Annotated in this window: 17 protein-coding genes; 11 read left to right on the plus strand and 6 right to left on the minus strand. The window is 61.1% G+C overall.

Annotated elements, in window-relative coordinates; genetic code table 11:
- The first annotated feature begins 72 nt into the window (after nucleotides 1-72).
- From DUT91_RS14420 to DUT91_RS14435, 4 genes are all read left to right on the plus strand, one after another.
- Nucleotides 73-894: a hypothetical protein gene (locus DUT91_RS14420; RefSeq protein WP_114441076.1), complete on the plus strand. Its 822-nt coding sequence runs from the start codon at nucleotides 73-75 to the stop codon at nucleotides 892-894.
- Between the two features lie 143 nt (nucleotides 895-1037).
- A complete protein-coding gene (locus tag DUT91_RS14425; RefSeq protein ID WP_114441077.1) occupies nucleotides 1038-2138 on the plus strand; it encodes an inositol-3-phosphate synthase in 1101 nt (366 codons plus the stop codon).
- A gap of 5 nt (nucleotides 2139-2143) precedes the next feature.
- The gene (locus DUT91_RS14430) at nucleotides 2144-2761 is read left to right on the plus strand and encodes a histidine phosphatase family protein (RefSeq protein ID WP_114441078.1); all 618 of its coding nucleotides are present in this window, start codon (nucleotides 2144-2146) and stop codon (nucleotides 2759-2761) included.
- A 132-nt stretch (nucleotides 2762-2893) separates the two neighbouring features.
- Nucleotides 2894-3811, plus strand: a complete 918-nt coding sequence (locus DUT91_RS14435) for a glycoside hydrolase 5 family protein (protein WP_114441079.1) — start codon at nucleotides 2894-2896, stop codon at nucleotides 3809-3811.
- 116 nt (nucleotides 3812-3927) lie between these two features.
- Here DUT91_RS14435 and DUT91_RS14440 read toward each other — a convergent pair whose 3' ends face one another.
- Nucleotides 3928-4686: a TIGR04290 family methyltransferase gene (locus DUT91_RS14440; RefSeq protein ID WP_114441239.1), complete on the minus strand. Its 759-nt coding sequence runs from the start codon at nucleotides 4684-4686 to the stop codon at nucleotides 3928-3930.
- Between the two features lie 166 nt (nucleotides 4687-4852).
- On the opposite strand from DUT91_RS14440, the gene queC reads away from it, so the two are divergent.
- The 3 genes from queC to DUT91_RS14455 all read left to right on the plus strand — a co-directional run bounded on the left by queC (nucleotide 4853) and on the right by DUT91_RS14455 (nucleotide 7460).
- A complete protein-coding gene (gene queC, locus DUT91_RS14445) occupies nucleotides 4853-5551 on the plus strand; it encodes a 7-cyano-7-deazaguanine synthase QueC (RefSeq protein WP_114441080.1) in 699 nt (232 codons plus the stop codon).
- A gap of 95 nt (nucleotides 5552-5646) precedes the next feature.
- Nucleotides 5647-6111, plus strand: coding sequence for a DUF2231 domain-containing protein (locus DUT91_RS14450; protein ID WP_114441081.1), 465 nt, complete (start codon nucleotides 5647-5649; stop codon nucleotides 6109-6111).
- A 47-nt stretch (nucleotides 6112-6158) separates the two neighbouring features.
- Nucleotides 6159-7460, plus strand: a complete 1302-nt coding sequence (locus DUT91_RS14455; protein ID WP_114441241.1) for a PQQ-dependent sugar dehydrogenase — start codon at nucleotides 6159-6161, stop codon at nucleotides 7458-7460.
- A 4-nt stretch (nucleotides 7461-7464) separates the two neighbouring features.
- On the opposite strand, the gene DUT91_RS14460 is transcribed toward DUT91_RS14455, so the two are convergent.
- The gene (locus DUT91_RS14460; RefSeq protein ID WP_160113654.1) at nucleotides 7465-8043 is read right to left on the minus strand and encodes a 2'-5' RNA ligase family protein; all 579 of its coding nucleotides are present in this window, start codon (nucleotides 8041-8043) and stop codon (nucleotides 7465-7467) included.
- Nucleotides 8044-8194: 151 nt separating this feature from the next.
- Here DUT91_RS14460 and DUT91_RS14465 point away from each other — a divergent pair, with 151 nt between their 5' ends.
- Nucleotides 8195-8536 (plus strand): hypothetical protein, encoded by a 342-nt coding sequence (locus DUT91_RS14465; RefSeq protein WP_114441083.1) that lies wholly within the window; start codon nucleotides 8195-8197, stop codon nucleotides 8534-8536.
- 5 nt (nucleotides 8537-8541) lie between these two features.
- Here the strand turns inward: DUT91_RS14465 and DUT91_RS14470 are convergent, their stop codons facing one another.
- Nucleotides 8542-9420 carry an aldo/keto reductase family oxidoreductase gene (locus DUT91_RS14470; protein ID WP_114441084.1) on the minus strand — a complete coding sequence of 293 codons (879 nt, stop codon included), beginning with the start codon at nucleotides 9418-9420 and terminating at the stop codon, nucleotides 8542-8544.
- A 94-nt stretch (nucleotides 9421-9514) separates the two neighbouring features.
- Between DUT91_RS14470 and DUT91_RS14475 the strand changes: the two genes are divergently transcribed.
- Nucleotides 9515-10429 carry a LysR family transcriptional regulator gene (locus tag DUT91_RS14475; protein WP_114441085.1) on the plus strand — a complete coding sequence of 305 codons (915 nt, stop codon included), beginning with the start codon at nucleotides 9515-9517 and terminating at the stop codon, nucleotides 10427-10429.
- A gap of 197 nt (nucleotides 10430-10626) precedes the next feature.
- Here the strand turns inward: DUT91_RS14475 and DUT91_RS14480 are convergent, their stop codons facing one another.
- From DUT91_RS14480 to DUT91_RS14490, 3 genes are all read right to left on the minus strand, one after another.
- Nucleotides 10627-11397 carry an amino acid ABC transporter ATP-binding protein gene (locus DUT91_RS14480; RefSeq protein ID WP_114441087.1) on the minus strand — a complete coding sequence of 257 codons (771 nt, stop codon included), beginning with the start codon at nucleotides 11395-11397 and terminating at the stop codon, nucleotides 10627-10629.
- A complete protein-coding gene (locus tag DUT91_RS14485) occupies nucleotides 11394-12074 on the minus strand; it encodes an amino acid ABC transporter permease (protein ID WP_114441242.1) in 681 nt (226 codons plus the stop codon). Before DUT91_RS14485 ends, DUT91_RS14480 begins: the two co-directional genes overlap by 4 nt.
- Before the next feature lie 202 nt (nucleotides 12075-12276).
- Nucleotides 12277-13047, minus strand: a complete 771-nt coding sequence (locus tag DUT91_RS14490) for an amino acid ABC transporter substrate-binding protein (protein ID WP_114441089.1) — start codon at nucleotides 13045-13047, stop codon at nucleotides 12277-12279.
- A 294-nt stretch (nucleotides 13048-13341) separates the two neighbouring features.
- Here DUT91_RS14490 and DUT91_RS14495 point away from each other — a divergent pair, with 294 nt between their 5' ends.
- Nucleotides 13342-13542, plus strand: a complete 201-nt coding sequence (locus DUT91_RS14495) for a CsbD family protein (RefSeq protein WP_114441091.1) — start codon at nucleotides 13342-13344, stop codon at nucleotides 13540-13542.
- A 212-nt stretch (nucleotides 13543-13754) separates the two neighbouring features.
- Nucleotides 13755-15281 carry an ABC transporter substrate-binding protein gene (locus tag DUT91_RS14500; protein WP_114441093.1) on the plus strand — a complete coding sequence of 509 codons (1527 nt, stop codon included), beginning with the start codon at nucleotides 13755-13757 and terminating at the stop codon, nucleotides 15279-15281.
- Nucleotides 15282-15312: the final 31 nt, after the last annotated feature.

The raw sequence follows: 15312 nt of genomic DNA on the forward strand, positions 1-15312 counted from the left end.
ATATAGCTGGGGCGCTGTGGAGGAGCCGAGCCTTGCGCGACATTTGTTTCCGCCCGGATGGAGGGATTGCCCATGAGCCAAGAAGCCGGTGCTCTCGGTATCCGCTGGACGGTCGGTGATGTCTCGAATTTCGGTTTTGAAGCCCTGCGGCTGTCGATATGGGGAGCAGTCCGCACATTCGGTTCGGATGCCGCCCTCGCGGTTGTCGCCAACTCCCTTCCCGTCGAGGAAGCTCGGCGACGCACCGGCCCCGTTCCGAACCGCGTGGCATGGCTTGTGGCCGACGGAGTACCCGAATCCCTCAATACCTATCTCGACGGTGCGATGGCCGACGGTGTGGCATGGAAACTCGCACCGCCGCGTGTTTTTCCCGACCGGTTCGAACTGGCGCTCGACAATGATTGCATCCTCTGGGACATCCCCGCCACTATCGATGCATGGCGGCGGGAAAAGCCGCCCCGTTGCCTGATCGCCGCCGACGTGAAGAAGGCCTTCGGCGTGTTCACCGAAATGACGCGCCCTGAGCCGCGCAACACCGGCATTCGGGGCTTTCCGCCGGGCTTTGATCTGGATCAGGCGCTCACGGCGGTGCTGAAGGATTATCCCGTTCAGTTGCGGTCGGAACTCGACGAGCAGGGCCTGCAGGCGATTGCGCTCGATCACGGGCGGCCCGCCCATATCGTACCGACCGAGGAAGTGACGATCTGCTCGCCGTTCTGGCCGCACCAACCTTATCTCGGTCGTGCCGGAGCGCATTTCGTCGGCCTCAATGCGAGGCATCTGCCCTGGTCGTATTATGACCGGCCGGCCAGCGAATACGTGGTGAAGAACTGGCTGGTGCATCGCCCCGAGATCTGCCGCCGGATCGGCCTTACGGAACCGCCGACGAGATGAACCCTCAGCGCAAAAGCATCTCCTCAGGAACAATGAAGCTACTCAATGGTTTGGAAGGTGCTTGAAGGCTCCCTCGGCCATTTTGCGCCAAGGTCCCCGAGCAGCGAGCCGCCGCTATTTGCCGGCATTACCTGAGGTGAAGCATGCAGGACACAGCTTTAAGAGTAGGAATTGTTGGCGTCGGTAATTGCGCGTCATCGTTCGTACAGGGGCTCAGCTACTATAGCGGGATCAATTCGCCAGATCCGGTCGCCGGCCTGATGAGCACCGAAGTCGGCGGATACAAGGTTGATGATATCGTGATCTCCTCGGCCTTCGACGTCAGCGCTGCAAAAGTCGGCCGCGACGTCTCGGAAGCGATCTTCGCCCCACCCAACAATACCATGCGCTTCGCCGATGTCGCTCCGACGGGCGTGCGGGTAGAGCGCGGCAGGACCCTCGATGGGATCGGCGAATATGTCCGGGAGATGATCGATGAGTCCGGCGAACCCGAAGCCGATGTGACGGAGGTGCTCAAAAGCAGCCGCACCGATATTCTCGTGTCCTATCTTCCGGTTGGTTCGGAGCGCGCCTCGCTCTGGTATGCCGAGCGGGCGCTGGAAGCGGGCTGCGCTTTCGTCAACTGCATTCCCGTCTTCATCGCATCGCGCCCGGAATGGCGCAGGCGCTTCGAGGAACGCGGCCTGCCGCTCATCGGCGACGACATAAAGAGCCAGGTCGGCGCCACAATCGTTCACCGTGTGCTCACCAACCTTTTCGAGGAAAGGGGCATCAAGCTCGAACGCACCTATCAGCTGAATTTCGGCGGCAACACCGATTTCCAGAACATGCTGGAACGCAACCGGCTGGAATCAAAAAAGATATCCAAGACGCAATCCGTGACCAGCCAGCTTGGCACACCGATGCCCGCAGAAAATGTGCATGTCGGCCCAAGCGACCATGTGCCGTGGCTGACGGATCGCAAATGGGCCTATATTCGCATGGAGGGCACGGCCTTCGGCGGCGTTCCCATCAATGCCGAGGTCAAGCTGGAGGTCTGGGACTCGCCCAATTCCGCCGGCGTGGTGATCGATGCGGTCCGCTGCGCGAAGCTGGCGCTCGACCGCGGCATCGGCGGCGCGCTGGTCGGGCCATCAAGCTATTTCATGAAGTCGCCGCCCCAGCAATTCACGGATGCCGAAGCACGGATGCGGACCCTCGACTTTGTTTCGGGCAAAGGACAGCCAGCCGGGATGCGCCAGTGAGTACGATGTTCCATCTGTTGCGTCATGCCGACCACGGTCATGTCGGCAGGATTCTGACCGGGCGCACGCCGGACATCCATCTCTCGGAAACCGGAAAGACGCAGGCGCAGGCGCTGGCCTCCCATATGGCCGGAATGGGTATCGATGCGCTGTTCAGCAGTCCACAGTTGCGCGCCCGGGAGACTGCAGAATTCATCGCCGCCGCGACAGGATTGCCCAACCGGATAGCACCTGAACTGGACGAGATCGATTTCGGATATTGGGCCGGGCAGACATTCGACGCGCTGGCGCTGGATCCGGACTGGAGGCGCTGGAATGCCGATCGCGAAACCGCAAGCACCCCCGCCGGAGAGACAATGAGTGGCGTAGCCATGCGTTTCGCATGGCTTGTCGAGCGGCTGAGTGAGGCGTTTCCGGGCGGATCGGTCTGTCTCGTCAGCCATGCCGATGTCATCAAGGCAGGTATCTGCCAATATCTGGGCAGGTCTTTTCAGGAAGTCCATGATTTCGAGATCGCGCCCGCTTCCGCCACGACCCTCGTGTTCGCTTCCCAGCGCCCCTTGCGGGGGCTCGATATGGGCGGGATGTACCCGGCAGGGGCGCACGAGGAGGCGGTCCATTGAAGATCGTGGTTTTCGGGCTGACGATCAGTACGCCCTGGGCAAACGGTCATGCAACTTTGGCGCGGGCTGGTTCGGGCCGCAGCGCATGATGTCTCCTTCAACCCACCCGCACGAAGCAACTGAGGTGAAAGAATGATCGAAGCTGCGATGATATGGAACGAGCCCAACAACAAATCCCATTGGGATGTCGAGATCGATCCGGACTGGTCGCTGTTCGCCGAAATGGTCATCGGGGCGGCGGATGCCATTCGTGATACCAACCCCGATATAACCACTGTCCTTGGCGGGATCTCGCCGATCGATCCTCTCTTCATCCAGAACATGCAATGGCGGTCGGTGCTCGACCATGTGGACGCGATCGCCGTGCATGGCTTTCCGCTCGACTGGAACCTCTGGCCCATCCATGACTGGCCGAAGAAGCTCGACGAAATCCACGCCGTGACCGACTTGCCCGTCTGGGTCAGCGAAGTCGGCGTCTCAAGCTTCGGGGCGGAAGAGGTGCAATTCTGGGGCTTGAAGCGGACGGCCGAGCTTCTCAAGGGGCGTGCGCCCCGCGTCCAGTGGTACAGCCTCTTCGACTTGCCGCAGGAATGGGGAGCGACGACGCGCCACAAGGAGGCGGAAGGTTCGTCCTATTACCGGCATTTCTACATGGGTCTGATCCGTGAGGACGGCACGCCGAAGCCGGCGCTTCACGAGTTCGCCCGCCATACGCCTGATCTCGGTATTTGCCAATGGTTCCACTTCGAGGACCCGCGCCTTGACGAGGGTGTCGCCTGGCTCAAGCGGCTCGGGGTGAAATCGCTGCGAACCGGGCTTTCCTGGGCTGACAGCTTCCGGCCCAATGCGCTTGCCTGGTTCGACCGGCAGATGGAAGCGATCGAGGATTTCGACGTGACGCTGACCTTCTGCTTCACGCCCGAACATCGCGGAATTGCGCCGCATCACACGAGCCCGCCGCTGGTGAAAGAGGAATTCGCGGAGTTCTGCGCCATGATGATCGAACGCTATGCCGGCACCGGTACGCGCCGCCTGCGAGACATCGCCTGAATTTGCGGGATTTCATGTAGCGGCGCATGCTGCCCGTTGGAACCTGTCGCGGAGCCCATCCGCGCATGCCGTCAAGACTGGGTTGCCTCGCCATCGCAATGCTCTTTGGGAAACAGCTACCCGCAAGGCGGCGGTTCGACGCTTTCGGGGCGCTTGGCCCTGCGACAGAGATAGACCTCGCGCTCCGGGTGCGCTTCTATGGCGAAGCCGGCGCTTCTGAGCATCGCCTCGACCGCCGCCCGGTTCGGGATGAACCAATTGGTGGGATCGCCGCTATAGCGTTCCTCGACGAAATGCAGCTTGGGATAGGCATATTCGTCGAAGACTTCCTCGCTCTCGAAGGAATAGTCGGGCTCGATAGCCGCGATATCGTCGCTGCCGCGCTGCATGCTTTGAAACAGGAGCATGTCGCCGGCGACATATTCATAGATCATGTCCAGGGCCAGAAGCGGGTGACGGAGGTGGTAGAGAACGCCGGTGAAGATCACCAGGTCGAATTTGCGCTTCAGCTTCGGGACGTCATAGACCGACATCTGGTGGAGTTCGAGCTCAACGCCTTCCTGCTCTGCGGCGAATGCCGCCTGGCGGAGATAGTGGGGGTCATGGTCGATGCTCACGACATGGGCCGCATTGCGCCGCTTCATTTCCAGCGAGTAGAAGCCGGCATTGCACCCGATATCGAGCACCGTCTTGCCCGTCATATCCTTCGGCAGCACATCGGCGAAGGTTTCCCATTTGCAGGCGGGATAATCGCCGAGGAAGTGTTCGGGCGCGGTTTCGATCCCGCCTATGCGCAGATTGTGAAACCAGGGGGCAAGTTCCTCGATACGCCTGCGGATCTCATGCGTCTCTTCCACCCTGGCAGCAACTGTCATCATTTTGTCTCCTCAGCATTCCAGCAGCATCTTCATTGATGTCGCTCCTTTCCCTCCAGAACCATTTACGACAGCAAGTGTTCCCGTTCACAAGCCCTCGTCTTTGCTATAGGAATCCCCATCGAAGACCGGTCGCAGCCTACCCGGATAAAACAAGGACAAAGCCATGAAGACACTCGTCATCTGCTCCGGCGGACTGGATTCCGTTTCGCTCGCCCACAAAGTGGCTGCGGAGCAGGAACTCAGCGGCCTCCTCTCGTTCGACTACGGACAGAGGCACAAGAAGGAGCTTGATTTTGCCGCGGCCTGTGCCGCGCGGCTGAAGGTCCTGCACCAGGTCATCGATATCAATGCAATCGGCCGCAGCCTCTCTGGCTCGGCCCTGACGGACGATCTCGACGTGCCGGATGGGCATTATGCCGAGGAGACCATGCGCGTCACGGTGGTGCCGAACCGCAACGCCATCATGCTCGCCATCGCGTTCGGTGTCGCGGCGTCGCAAAAAGCCGATGCGGTTGCGACCGCCGTCCATGGCGGCGACCATTTCATCTATCCCGACTGCCGACCGGGCTTCATCGATGCCTTCCAGACCATGCAGCTTCATGCGCTGGAAGGCTATGCCGATATCCGGCTCTACGCGCCTTATGTGAACATCTCCAAGGCCGATATCGTCACCGACGGAGTGAAGCACCACACGCCCTTTGCCGAGACATGGTCCTGCTACAAGGGTGGCGAACGCCATTGCGGACGCTGCGGCACCTGTGTCGAGCGGCGCGAGGCCTTTCACCTCGCGGAAATCGAAGATCCGACCGATTACGAAGATCGCGAGTACTGGCGCGAGGCCATCCGAAACGCGGGCCGCTGATATTGGGAGAGCATTCCTGCGGGAACAATTCCCGGCTCGTGCGGTTCGGCATGCATATCGCCATTGGGTCGCGATGTTCGTGAGAGGGACCTTCCATGCACAATGACACTCACCGGCCGGGCGCGCTTCGTTCAACGGCGCGGATTGCGGGACATCCCATCCATCCGATGCTCGTGCCCTTCCCCATCGCCTGCTTCGTCGGCACGCTTTTGACCGACATTGCCTATTGGCGGACCACGGATATCATGTGGGCGAATTTTTCCGCCTGGCTGCTGACCGCCGGCCTGATCACCGGGGCCCTGGCGGGCATAGTAGGCTTCATCGATTTTCTGGGCAATCGCCTCGTGCGGGCACAGGCGCCGGCCTGGCCGCACATGATCGGCAATGTGCTGGCGCTGGTGCTGTCATTCTTCAACGTGCTCGTGCACAGCCGCGACGGCTGGATAGCGGTCGTCCCTACCGGGCTGATCCTGTCGGCGGTCGTCGTCCTCATCCTGCTCGTCACCGGCTGGCTGGGTGGATCGCTGGTCTATCGCCACCGCGTGGGGGTAGACCATTGATGCCCGCTTTTTCCACCAGAAAGGCCCGCGTTCGCCGCAAGGCGGGGATGGCGCTGGTCTGCGCCTCGGTCCTGGCTCTTGCCGGATGCAGCGAGAACGCCGCTGATCCCAGCGCCCAGATCGGCCCCAACCCGGGGCTGCCGGAGCCGCAGCAAGCGCTGTTCCCGGCGATGAAAATCGCCCGTGTCGTCGGATGGGCGGAGGGCGAGAAACCGTCAGTTCCGCAGGGAATGCAGGTTCAGGCGCTCGCCACGGGGCTGGAACACCCACGGTCGCTCTATGTGCTGCCCAATGGCGATATTCTCGTGGTCGAATCCCGCGCCCCGAAGGGCAAGCCGATCATGCGGCCCAAGGAACTCGTCATGGGCTGGGTCCAATCCTTCGCCACGGGAGGCGGCGGCGGTGGAGAGAGCAACCGCATCACCCTCTTGCGCGATGCCGATGGCGACGGCACGCCGGAGGTGCGCAGCGTATTCCTCGACAACCTCCATTCGCCGTTCGGCGTGGCACTGGTGGGCAGCGATCTCTACGTCGCCAATGCCGACGCGATCGTGCGCTATCCCTATAATACCGGCGATACGGAAATTACCGCGCCCGGCACGGTGCTGACGCAGTTGCCCGGCGGCCCGATCAACCATCACTGGACCAAGAGCCTCGTGGCCAGTCCCGACGGATCATTGCTCTATGTCGGCATCGGCTCGAACAGCAATGCCGGGGAACGCGGTATGGAGGCGGAGAAGAACCGCGCCGCCATACTGGAAGTAGACAGGGCCTCCGGCCGCTGGCGCGTCTTCGCCGACGGTCTGCGCAATCCCAACGGCCTGAGCTTCGAACCGCAGACCGGCGCGCTGTGGACCGTCGTGAACGAGCGCGACGAGCTCGGGCCCGACCTCGTTCCCGATTATCTGACTTCGGTCAAGGAAGGCGGCTTCTATGGCTGGCCTTACAGCTATTGGGGCCAGCATATCGATCCACGGGTCCAGCCGCAGCGTCCGGATCTGGTGGCAAAGGCGATCGTGCCGGACTATTCGCTGAGTTCCCATGTCGCTCCTCTCGGCCTTGCCTTCTACACCGGAACCAATCTGCCCGAAGCCTATCGTGGCGGCGCCTTCATCGGCGAGCACGGCAGCTGGAACCGCCTGCAATTCACCGGTTACAAGGTGGTCTTCGTGCCCTTCGCCAACGGCCGACCGAACGGCCCGGCCCAGGATGTCGTGACCGGTTTCCTTAATGCCGATAACCAGGCGCGCGGCCGACCCGTGGGGCTGGCGGTCGACAGGACAGGCGCTTTGCTGGTCGCCGACGACGTCGGCAACGCGGTGTGGCGCGTCACGTCTGCCGGCCAGTGACCGCTCATCCCCCGAGCGGCCAGCGCCCGAGCACGTCATATTCCGTGAGCCATAGCTTGCTGTGGACGAGCGCGAACTCGTCCACGACGAAGCGAATCGGCTCGGTCGCCTGCAAAGCGACGGGCTTCGAGCCGTAGGACAACGTCATATGCGGCACAAAATGCTCGGCAGTTCTCAGCCCGTTCTTCTTCATGGCCGCACCGAGACATTTATGGAGTTCCAGCAGCGGATCGCTCTCGCCCAAAAGAACCAGCGGCCGCTTGCGCGAAGGAGCACTTTCGAAGCTCATGATTGACCGGCAGGTGACCTCGAACGGGCGCATCGAAACAGCCCTTGCGGCCAGCCCTGCCGCATAGATGAATTTCTCCCGCAGCCGCCGGAAATCGCCAATATGATGCAGCGAGACATGCAGGCGCTGCTGCTGAAGCAGATTTCCCGCCAGATGATGTTTCCACACGAACTGTTCTGCGAAGTGCCTTGCAAGAAAGGCTGCTTCAAAGTGCGGAAACAGGCAGAAGAACAGCCGCTCGGGCCGCCTGGGCCGGGGCGGCAAATCTTCCAGGAATTCGAAACTCTCTTGCATGGGACACCTCACGAATGTCCCCCTCTCCTCCAAAACGACAGCATAGAACATATCAGGAACAAATGGCAAGAGGCGACAGCGGGCGGCGGTCCCTATCGACGCCATGCGGAGCCGCTATATGTAGAGTGGGAGCAAAATCGAGGAGGATATTGTGGCGAGCTCGACCTACAGGCTGTTCGCGAAGGCGATGACCGAGCGCAAGCAGATCCGCTGCGTCTATGACGGATATGAGCGCGCGCTGTGCCCCGTTATCCTGGGGCACAGCAAGGGACAGGAGGTCGCGCTCGTCTTCCAGTTTGCCGGCGGCAGCAAGAGCGGGCTCCCGCGCGGAGGGCAATGGAAATGCTTCCACCTGTCGAAGGCAAGCAACGCTCAGCTTCGCGATGGCCCGTGGCACGCAGGCTCGAGCCATCGGCAGGCGCAGGCTTGCGTGGAAATCGTCGATATGGACGTCAATCCATCGAGCCCGTACAAACCGCGTCGGCGCCTGTAGCTGCCTCAGGCCATGTCGATCTTCGCCACCCCATCCAATTCACCAAGCACATCCTCCGGCAGGTCGATCTCGGCCACGGCCAGATTCTCCCTGAGATGCGCAACAGATGAGGTTCCCGGGATCAAAAGGATGTTTGGCGAGCGGCGAAGCAGCCAGGCGAGCGCCACCTGCATCGGCGTGGCGGCCAAGCGCTGCGCGACGTCGGATAGCGTCGATGACTGCAACGGACTGAAGCCGCCCAGCGGGAAGAAAGGCACATAGGCGATACCGTCGCGGGCTAGATTGTCGATGAGGGCGTCGTCGCCGCGATGCGCGAGATTGTAGTGGTTCTGCACGCAGACGATCTCCGTAATCCCCTGCCCTTCCGCGATCTGCTTGGGCGTGACGTTGCTCAGTCCGATATGGCGCACCAGACCCTGGCGCTGGAGCTCGGCGAGAGCAGCGAGCGGCGCCTCGATCGAGCCTTCGGCAGGGCCATGCGTATCGAACATGATGCGGAGATTGACCACATCCAGCACGTCGAGGTCGAGATTGCGCAGATTGTCGTGCACGGCGCGGGTTAGTTCCTCTGGCGAGAAGGCGGGAAGCCAGGACGCATCCTCGCCCCGCCTTGCGCCGATCTTGGTGACGATGACGAGATCGTCGGGATAGGGATGAAGCGCCTCGCGGATGAGACGATTGGTGACGTGAGGGCCATAGAAATCGCTGGTGTCGATGTGGTTCACGCCGCTTGCCACCGCCTCGCGCAACACTGCCAGAGCGGCATCATGGTCTCTGGGCGGGCCGAATACGCCGGGGCCGGCAAGCTGCATGGCGCCGTAGCCGAGCCGCTTTACCGTGCGGTCGCCGAGAATAGAGGTGCCTGACTGATCGATAATGGACATGGTCTATCTCCTGTTCAGATGACACAGAGATAGGCGTTGTGGCGTCTCGCGATAATCAGATACAATCTGCACAGGTTGTGCGGAGTAACGAACAATGAAGGTCGATCTGGGCGATCTGAACGCCTTCGTGGTGGTGGCACGGGCCGGCGGCTTTCGCGATGGCGCGCGCGTCAGCGGCGGCAGTGCGTCCGGCCTGAGCGAAGCGATACGCCGGCTGGAGGCGCAGCTCGGTGTCAGGCTCTTCAACCGGACGACCCGCAGCGTCGTCCTGACCGACGCCGGCAAGGGCCTGCTGGAGCGGCTTGACCCGGCGTTGAGCGAGATGGAGGCGGCGCTCGACGTGGTGAACCGCTTCCGCAACAGGCCGGCAGGCGTCTTGCGCCTCAATGTGCCGGTCAGCGCGGCGCGGCTGGTGCTGCCGCGCATCGTGCCGGCATTCCTCGCCGCCTATCCCGACATCCGGCTGGAGGTCATCACCGAGGAAAGCTTCGTCGATGTACTTGCGGCCGGATGCGATGCCGGCATCCGCTATGAGGAACGGTTGGAGCAGGACATGATCGCGGTGCCGATCGGGCCGCGTCTCCAGCGATTCGCCACCGCCGCCTCCCCCGCCTATCTCGACATCAGGGGCCGGCCGGAGCACCCGCGCGACCTGCTCGGCCATTCCTGCCTGCGCCACCGCTTTCCCAGCGGCGCGATGCCGCCATGGGAATTCGAGCGCGACGGCGAAGTGGTCCTGGTCGATCCCACGGGGCCGCTGGTCACGCAGGCGGGCGGGGCGAGCGATCTTGCCGTCGATGCAGCAATCGCGGGTCTCGGGATCGTCGGGCTGTTCGAGGACTGGCTGCGCCCATATCTGGACAGTGGCGCGCTCGAACCGGTCCTTGAGCCCTGGTGGCTGCGGTTTTCCGGGCCATTTCTTTATTATCCCGGGCGACGCCTCGTGCCCGCGCCGCTCAGGGCCTTCATCGATTTCGTCAAGGCAGCGGGCAATTCGGGAGAGAGATAGCGGCAGCATCCAATTCCGCCAGGCGAGATAGGGTATCAGGATCAGCAGCAGGTTAACGGCCAGGCGGGGTCAGGCACTATGCCAATGCCGAAGCCAACCATCAGCCTGCCCACATCGCCGGGAGCCGACGGCAGCGCTACGTCCAGTTGAGCCGCATGACCTCATCCGAAGAATCCACGACTTCTCGGGACCGCGCTTTAGATCGCCTCGCCGTAGTTCACCATGTCCTGCGTCAGCGTGGCGATGAAGCGCTTGGTGCGGTCGCGATCGGGGTTGGTGAAGAGCTGCCGGGCCGGCCCTTTTTCCACCACCACGCCGCCATCGAGGAACACCGCCTCCTGGGCGATCGTCGAGGCAAGCCGCAGGTCGTGCGTGGCGATGATCATGGTGGTGCCTTCGCGCGCCAACTGGCTCAATACGTCCACCACCTCCTGCGCCAGTTCCGGATCGAGCGCCGAGGTCGGCTCGTCGCAGAGCAGGACTTTCGGCGACATCGCGAGTGCGCGGGCGATGGCGACGCGCTGCTGCTGGCCGCCCGAGAGCGTCGCCGGCCAGGCATCGGCCTTGTGCGCCATGCCGACCTTTTCCAGAAGCGCCATCGCGTGTTCGCGGGCGCGGGCCGCCGGCCATTTCAGTACGGTGATGGGGCCTTCCATCACGTTTTCAACGGCAGTCAGATGCGGAAACAGCTGGAAGTTTTGAAAAACCATGCCGGTCTGGCGTCGAATACGCTGAATATCCGCTGCGGGAACCCGCTTGTTCGGCTGGAATTCGATCCGGTCGTCACCGATGCGCAATTCGCCGGATGCAGGAATTTCAAGCAGATTGACGCAGCGCAGGAGCGTGCTTTTCCCCCCGCCGGAAGGACCGACAAGCGCGGTGACGCTGCCCTCCTTCATGGCAAGGGTCACGCCTTTCAGGACGGTGAGGTCGCCGAAGGTTTTTACGATATTCTCCAAGCCAATCATGATCGCGCCTCGATAAAACCGCCATAACGCCCCAGCCGCTTTTCGAGCCGGACCTGGAGATGGGACAAAACCGAACTCATCGCGAGATAGATCAGCGCCGCTTCGATATAAAGGATCAGCGGCTCGTAGGTGGTGGCGACGATGCGCTGTGCGGCCATGAACAGCTCCGGCACGGTGATGGCGGCGGCCAGCGATGTGTCCTTGACCAGCGAGATGAAGGTGTTTGACAGAGGCGGCACGGCGACACGCGACGCCTGCGGCAGAATGGTGCGGCGCATGGCCTGCGACCATGTCATGCCGATGGAATAAGCCGCCTCCCACTGCCCCTTCGGGACGGAGCCGATCGCGGCGCGGATGATTTCCGACGTATAGGCGCCGACATTCAGCGTAAAGCCGATGAGCGCCGCCGGAAAGGCGTCGAGCACGATGCCGGCGCTGGGCAGACCGTAAAAGATCAGAAAGAGCTGCACCAGCAGCGGCGTGCCACGGATGATCCAGACATAGAAGCGCACCAGCGCCACCAGCGGGCGTGGTCCGAACAGACGGATGAGCGCGACGACGAGGCCGAGCGCCAGCCCGAGGGCGAAGGAAAGGAGGGTCAAGGGGGCCGTGAACGTAAAGGCCGCCGACAAGAGCGGCCAGAGCGATTCCAGCATGATCTGAAGCCAGTTAGGCAAGGACATGTTCTCCGGTGCTCCGCGACGCTTGCGGTTTTTTCATCATATCAGCGTTTATGAGAGCGCCTGCGCGCCCAATTGGATGCTTTAACGCTCTTAAACGCTGCATAATCCTTAAATCGATTCCGGTTTAAGGATTATGCATTAAAAAAAAGCTGGCCGATCCATAGGATTGGCCAGCCTTTCATACGCGATTTAATGCTTATTTCGAAACGTCCTGCCCGAAATATTTATCGGAAATTTTCTGATAGGTGCCGTCGGCCTTGATGGCCTTCAGCGCCTCGTTGATCGCGGCGAGCAGTTCCGGCTCGTTCTTCTGGATGATGATGCCGGAATAATCCGCATTGGCCTCGGTGGCGACGATCTTCACATCGGCGTCGGGCTTTTTCTTCTTGAAATCCAGGAAGGACAGGCTGTCGTTGACGGTGGCGTCGGCGCGGCCATTGAGCACGAGCTGGATCGACTGGTCGAAACCGTCCGTACCCACGAGTTCGGCGCCGTTGGACGCCGCGAGCTTGCCGAAATTGCTGGTCAGCGATTGGGCGGCCTTCTTGCCCTTGAGATCGGCGAAGTCCTTGATGTCATTATTGTCGCCGCGCACGATCAGCGCCGCCTTGGAGGCAATGTACGGATCGGAGAAATCGTATTTCTTCTTGCGCTCCTCGGTGATGCCCACCTGGTTGATGACCGCGTCATAGCGGTTGGCATCAAGACCGGCGATCAGCCCATCCCAACGGCCTTCCAGAAACTGCGCCTTGACACCCAACTTGCTGGCGACCGCCTCGCCGATTTCAACGTCGAAGCCGACAAGCTTGCCCGTGTCGTCATGGTAGGTGAAGGGCGCATAGGTGCCTTCGGTGCCGATGCGGAAGACGCCTGAAGATTCGATCTCCTTAAGACTGGCGGCAGAAGCGGGGGCGAGTGCCGAAAGCTGCAGGGCACCGGCGACGAGCAGCAAATTCAACCATTTCATGACTGTGCGATCCTGAGATTGTCGGCAGGCCAAACGCCGGGCCGAACGATTGCGTGGAACACCTAACATGGCAAAATCATAGCAGAAATGGAACGCGAATGGTTTTCTAATCACGCATAATTTTGGAATATGGATCTGATATATGCCACTATCGAGGAAAAACCTTCTTCATTTTTTCCCATATCTATCGTTCAGCCGAAAAAACCTCCTGACCAACCCCCACGTGAGCGCCTCGACGGAACCCTTGCGTTCTGCAAGCGTTCCTCTCGCGATATTTCAAAAAGGAGAACGCATATGAACTGGGATCAGATCAAGGGCCAATGGAAACAGATGCAGGGAAGCGTCCGCAAACAATGGGGCAAACTGACCGACGACGACCTCGAGCAGGCCAAGGGCAGCCGCGATCAGCTGGTCGGCCGGATTCAGGAGCGATACGGCATTGCCAAGGAAGCAGCCGAGCGTGAGGTGGATGACTGGTCGAAGAACGCCTCTTAGGTTTCGACGATTCAACGAACGCGCTGCCGAAGCTTGCTGCCGGTCACCCGGCAGCAAGCTTATCCAAACATGCGGCTAGGAATGAGGATGCATATGCTGCTGGGGTCGCCATTGGGGACCCCAGCGCGATTTCCTGTTGACAGGAAGCCAACGCCCATTATTCTTCTATAAAAGCATATATAACATAATTGTGGAACAATGGGAGCTTCATCATGAGAATGATCACCGCACTGTTAATGGGAACCGCACTCACCATCCTCCCTTCCAGTCTTTTTGCGCAGGAGAAGGGCGGCGTCATCAATGTCGCGACGATAGGGGAGCCGCCGACGCTTGATCCGATGGCATCCACCGCCGATCTCGTCGGCATCGTCACGCAACATATTTTCGAGACGCTTTATACCTTCGACAAGGGCTGGAAGGTCACACCGCTTCTGGCCGAAGCGCTGCCTGAAATCAGCGCCGACGGCAAAACCTATACGATCAAGCTGCGCACCGGCATCAAGTTCCACGACAATACGGACATGAATTCCGAGGATGTCGTCGCTTCGCTGAACCGGTGGACGAAGCTTGCCTCGCGCGGCAAGCAGGTCGCCGGCTTCATCGACTCGATTACGGCGACGGATCCATCGACGGTGACGATCACGCTGAAGCAGCCTTATGCACCTCTTACGTCGTTGCTGGCCTTCAACAATTCCGCAGCCATCATCCTGCCTGCGGAAAAGCAGGCCGAACCGATGACCGATTTCATCGGCACCGGCCCCTATATGCTGAAGGAGCGCAAGGCAGACCAGTACATCCAGTTGACCCGTTTCGACGGTTACAAGTCGCGTGAAGGCGCGGGCGATGGTTATGGCGGCGGGCGCCACCAATATCTCGACGAGATCCGCTTCGTGCCGGTACCCGATCCGAACACCCGCGTCGAAGCGGCGGTTTCGGGGCAGTATGATTACATCGACTCCATTCCGGTGGAATCCTACGCCCGCCTGCAGGGCTCGTCTTCGTCCGAGCCCGTCATGCTGAAGCCGTTCGGCTACCCGATCTCCGTGTTCAACACGGCCGAAGGCTCTGCAAAGAATGTCGAAATCCGCAGGGCTATCCGCCAGGCGCTCAACATGGAAGACATGATGGCCGCGGCCTTCGGGAGCACGGATTTCTATGCTTTGGACGGCAACATCTATCCTGCCAGCTTTGTCTGGAGCACCGATGCCGGGGTCGCGGGCAATTACAATGTCGCCGATCCGGAAGCTGCAGGCGCCGCCGCCAAGGCTGCCGGCTACAAGGGCGAGCCGATCCGCATCCTCACCAGCCGCCAGTACGAGTTTCATTACAAGATGGCGCAGGTCGCGGCCGAATATCTGAAGCTCGCCGGTTTCACCGTCGACCTGCAGGTCGTCGACTGGGCCACGCTGACGCAGCGCCGCGCCGACAAGGGCCTCTGGGACATCTATATCACCCATAGCCCATTCCTGCCGGAGCCGGCGCTGATCGGCACGCTGTCGACGAGTTCGCCCGGCTGGTGGGATACGCCGGAACGGGACGCCTCGGTCGATGCCTTCACCGCCGAAGTCGATCCGGAAAAGCGCGTCGCATTGTGGGCCAATGTCCAGAAGGCGATCTATGATGATGTTGCGTTCATCAAGATCGGCGATTTCAACGCGGTCGCCGCGAAGTCCAAGAAGCTCCAGGGGGTCGATCCGGCGCCGTGGCCCTATTTCTGGAATGCATCGATCGCGAAGTAACAATCGGGACATGCTGCATGCCGGCCTGCGG

The sequence above is a fragment of the Paramesorhizobium salinisoli genome (assembly GCF_003335045.1).
Taxonomy (GTDB): Bacteria; Pseudomonadota; Alphaproteobacteria; order Rhizobiales; family Rhizobiaceae; genus Paramesorhizobium; species Paramesorhizobium salinisoli.

Bases quoted from the DNA above. Each gene is read 5' to 3' on its own strand.
- DUT91_RS14420 (WP_114441076.1), top strand. From the start codon at position 73: ATGAGCCAAGAAGCCGGTGCTCTCGGTATCCGCTGGACGGTCGGTGAT.
- DUT91_RS14425 (WP_114441077.1), top strand. From the start codon at position 1,038: ATGCAGGACACAGCTTTAAGAGTAGGAATTGTTGGCGTCGGTAATTGC.
- DUT91_RS14430 (WP_114441078.1), top strand. From the start codon at position 2,144: ATGTTCCATCTGTTGCGTCATGCCGACCACGGTCATGTCGGCAGGATT.
- DUT91_RS14435 (WP_114441079.1), top strand. From the start codon at position 2,894: ATGATCGAAGCTGCGATGATATGGAACGAGCCCAACAACAAATCCCAT.
- DUT91_RS14440 (WP_114441239.1), bottom strand. From the start codon at position 4,686: ATGACAGTTGCTGCCAGGGTGGAAGAGACGCATGAGATCCGCAGGCGT.
- queC (WP_114441080.1), top strand. From the start codon at position 4,853: ATGAAGACACTCGTCATCTGCTCCGGCGGACTGGATTCCGTTTCGCTC.
- DUT91_RS14450 (WP_114441081.1), top strand. From the start codon at position 5,647: ATGCACAATGACACTCACCGGCCGGGCGCGCTTCGTTCAACGGCGCGG.
- DUT91_RS14455 (WP_114441241.1), top strand. From the start codon at position 6,159: ATGGCGCTGGTCTGCGCCTCGGTCCTGGCTCTTGCCGGATGCAGCGAG.
- DUT91_RS14460 (WP_160113654.1), bottom strand. From the start codon at position 8,043: ATGCAAGAGAGTTTCGAATTCCTGGAAGATTTGCCGCCCCGGCCCAGG.
- DUT91_RS14470 (WP_114441084.1), bottom strand. From the start codon at position 9,420: ATGTCCATTATCGATCAGTCAGGCACCTCTATTCTCGGCGACCGCACG.
- DUT91_RS14475 (WP_114441085.1), top strand. From the start codon at position 9,515: ATGAAGGTCGATCTGGGCGATCTGAACGCCTTCGTGGTGGTGGCACGG.
- DUT91_RS14480 (WP_114441087.1), bottom strand. From the start codon at position 11,397: ATGATTGGCTTGGAGAATATCGTAAAAACCTTCGGCGACCTCACCGTC.
- DUT91_RS14490 (WP_114441089.1), bottom strand. From the start codon at position 13,047: ATGAAATGGTTGAATTTGCTGCTCGTCGCCGGTGCCCTGCAGCTTTCG.
- DUT91_RS14495 (WP_114441091.1), top strand. From the start codon at position 13,342: ATGAACTGGGATCAGATCAAGGGCCAATGGAAACAGATGCAGGGAAGC.
- DUT91_RS14500 (WP_114441093.1), top strand. From the start codon at position 13,755: ATGAGAATGATCACCGCACTGTTAATGGGAACCGCACTCACCATCCTC.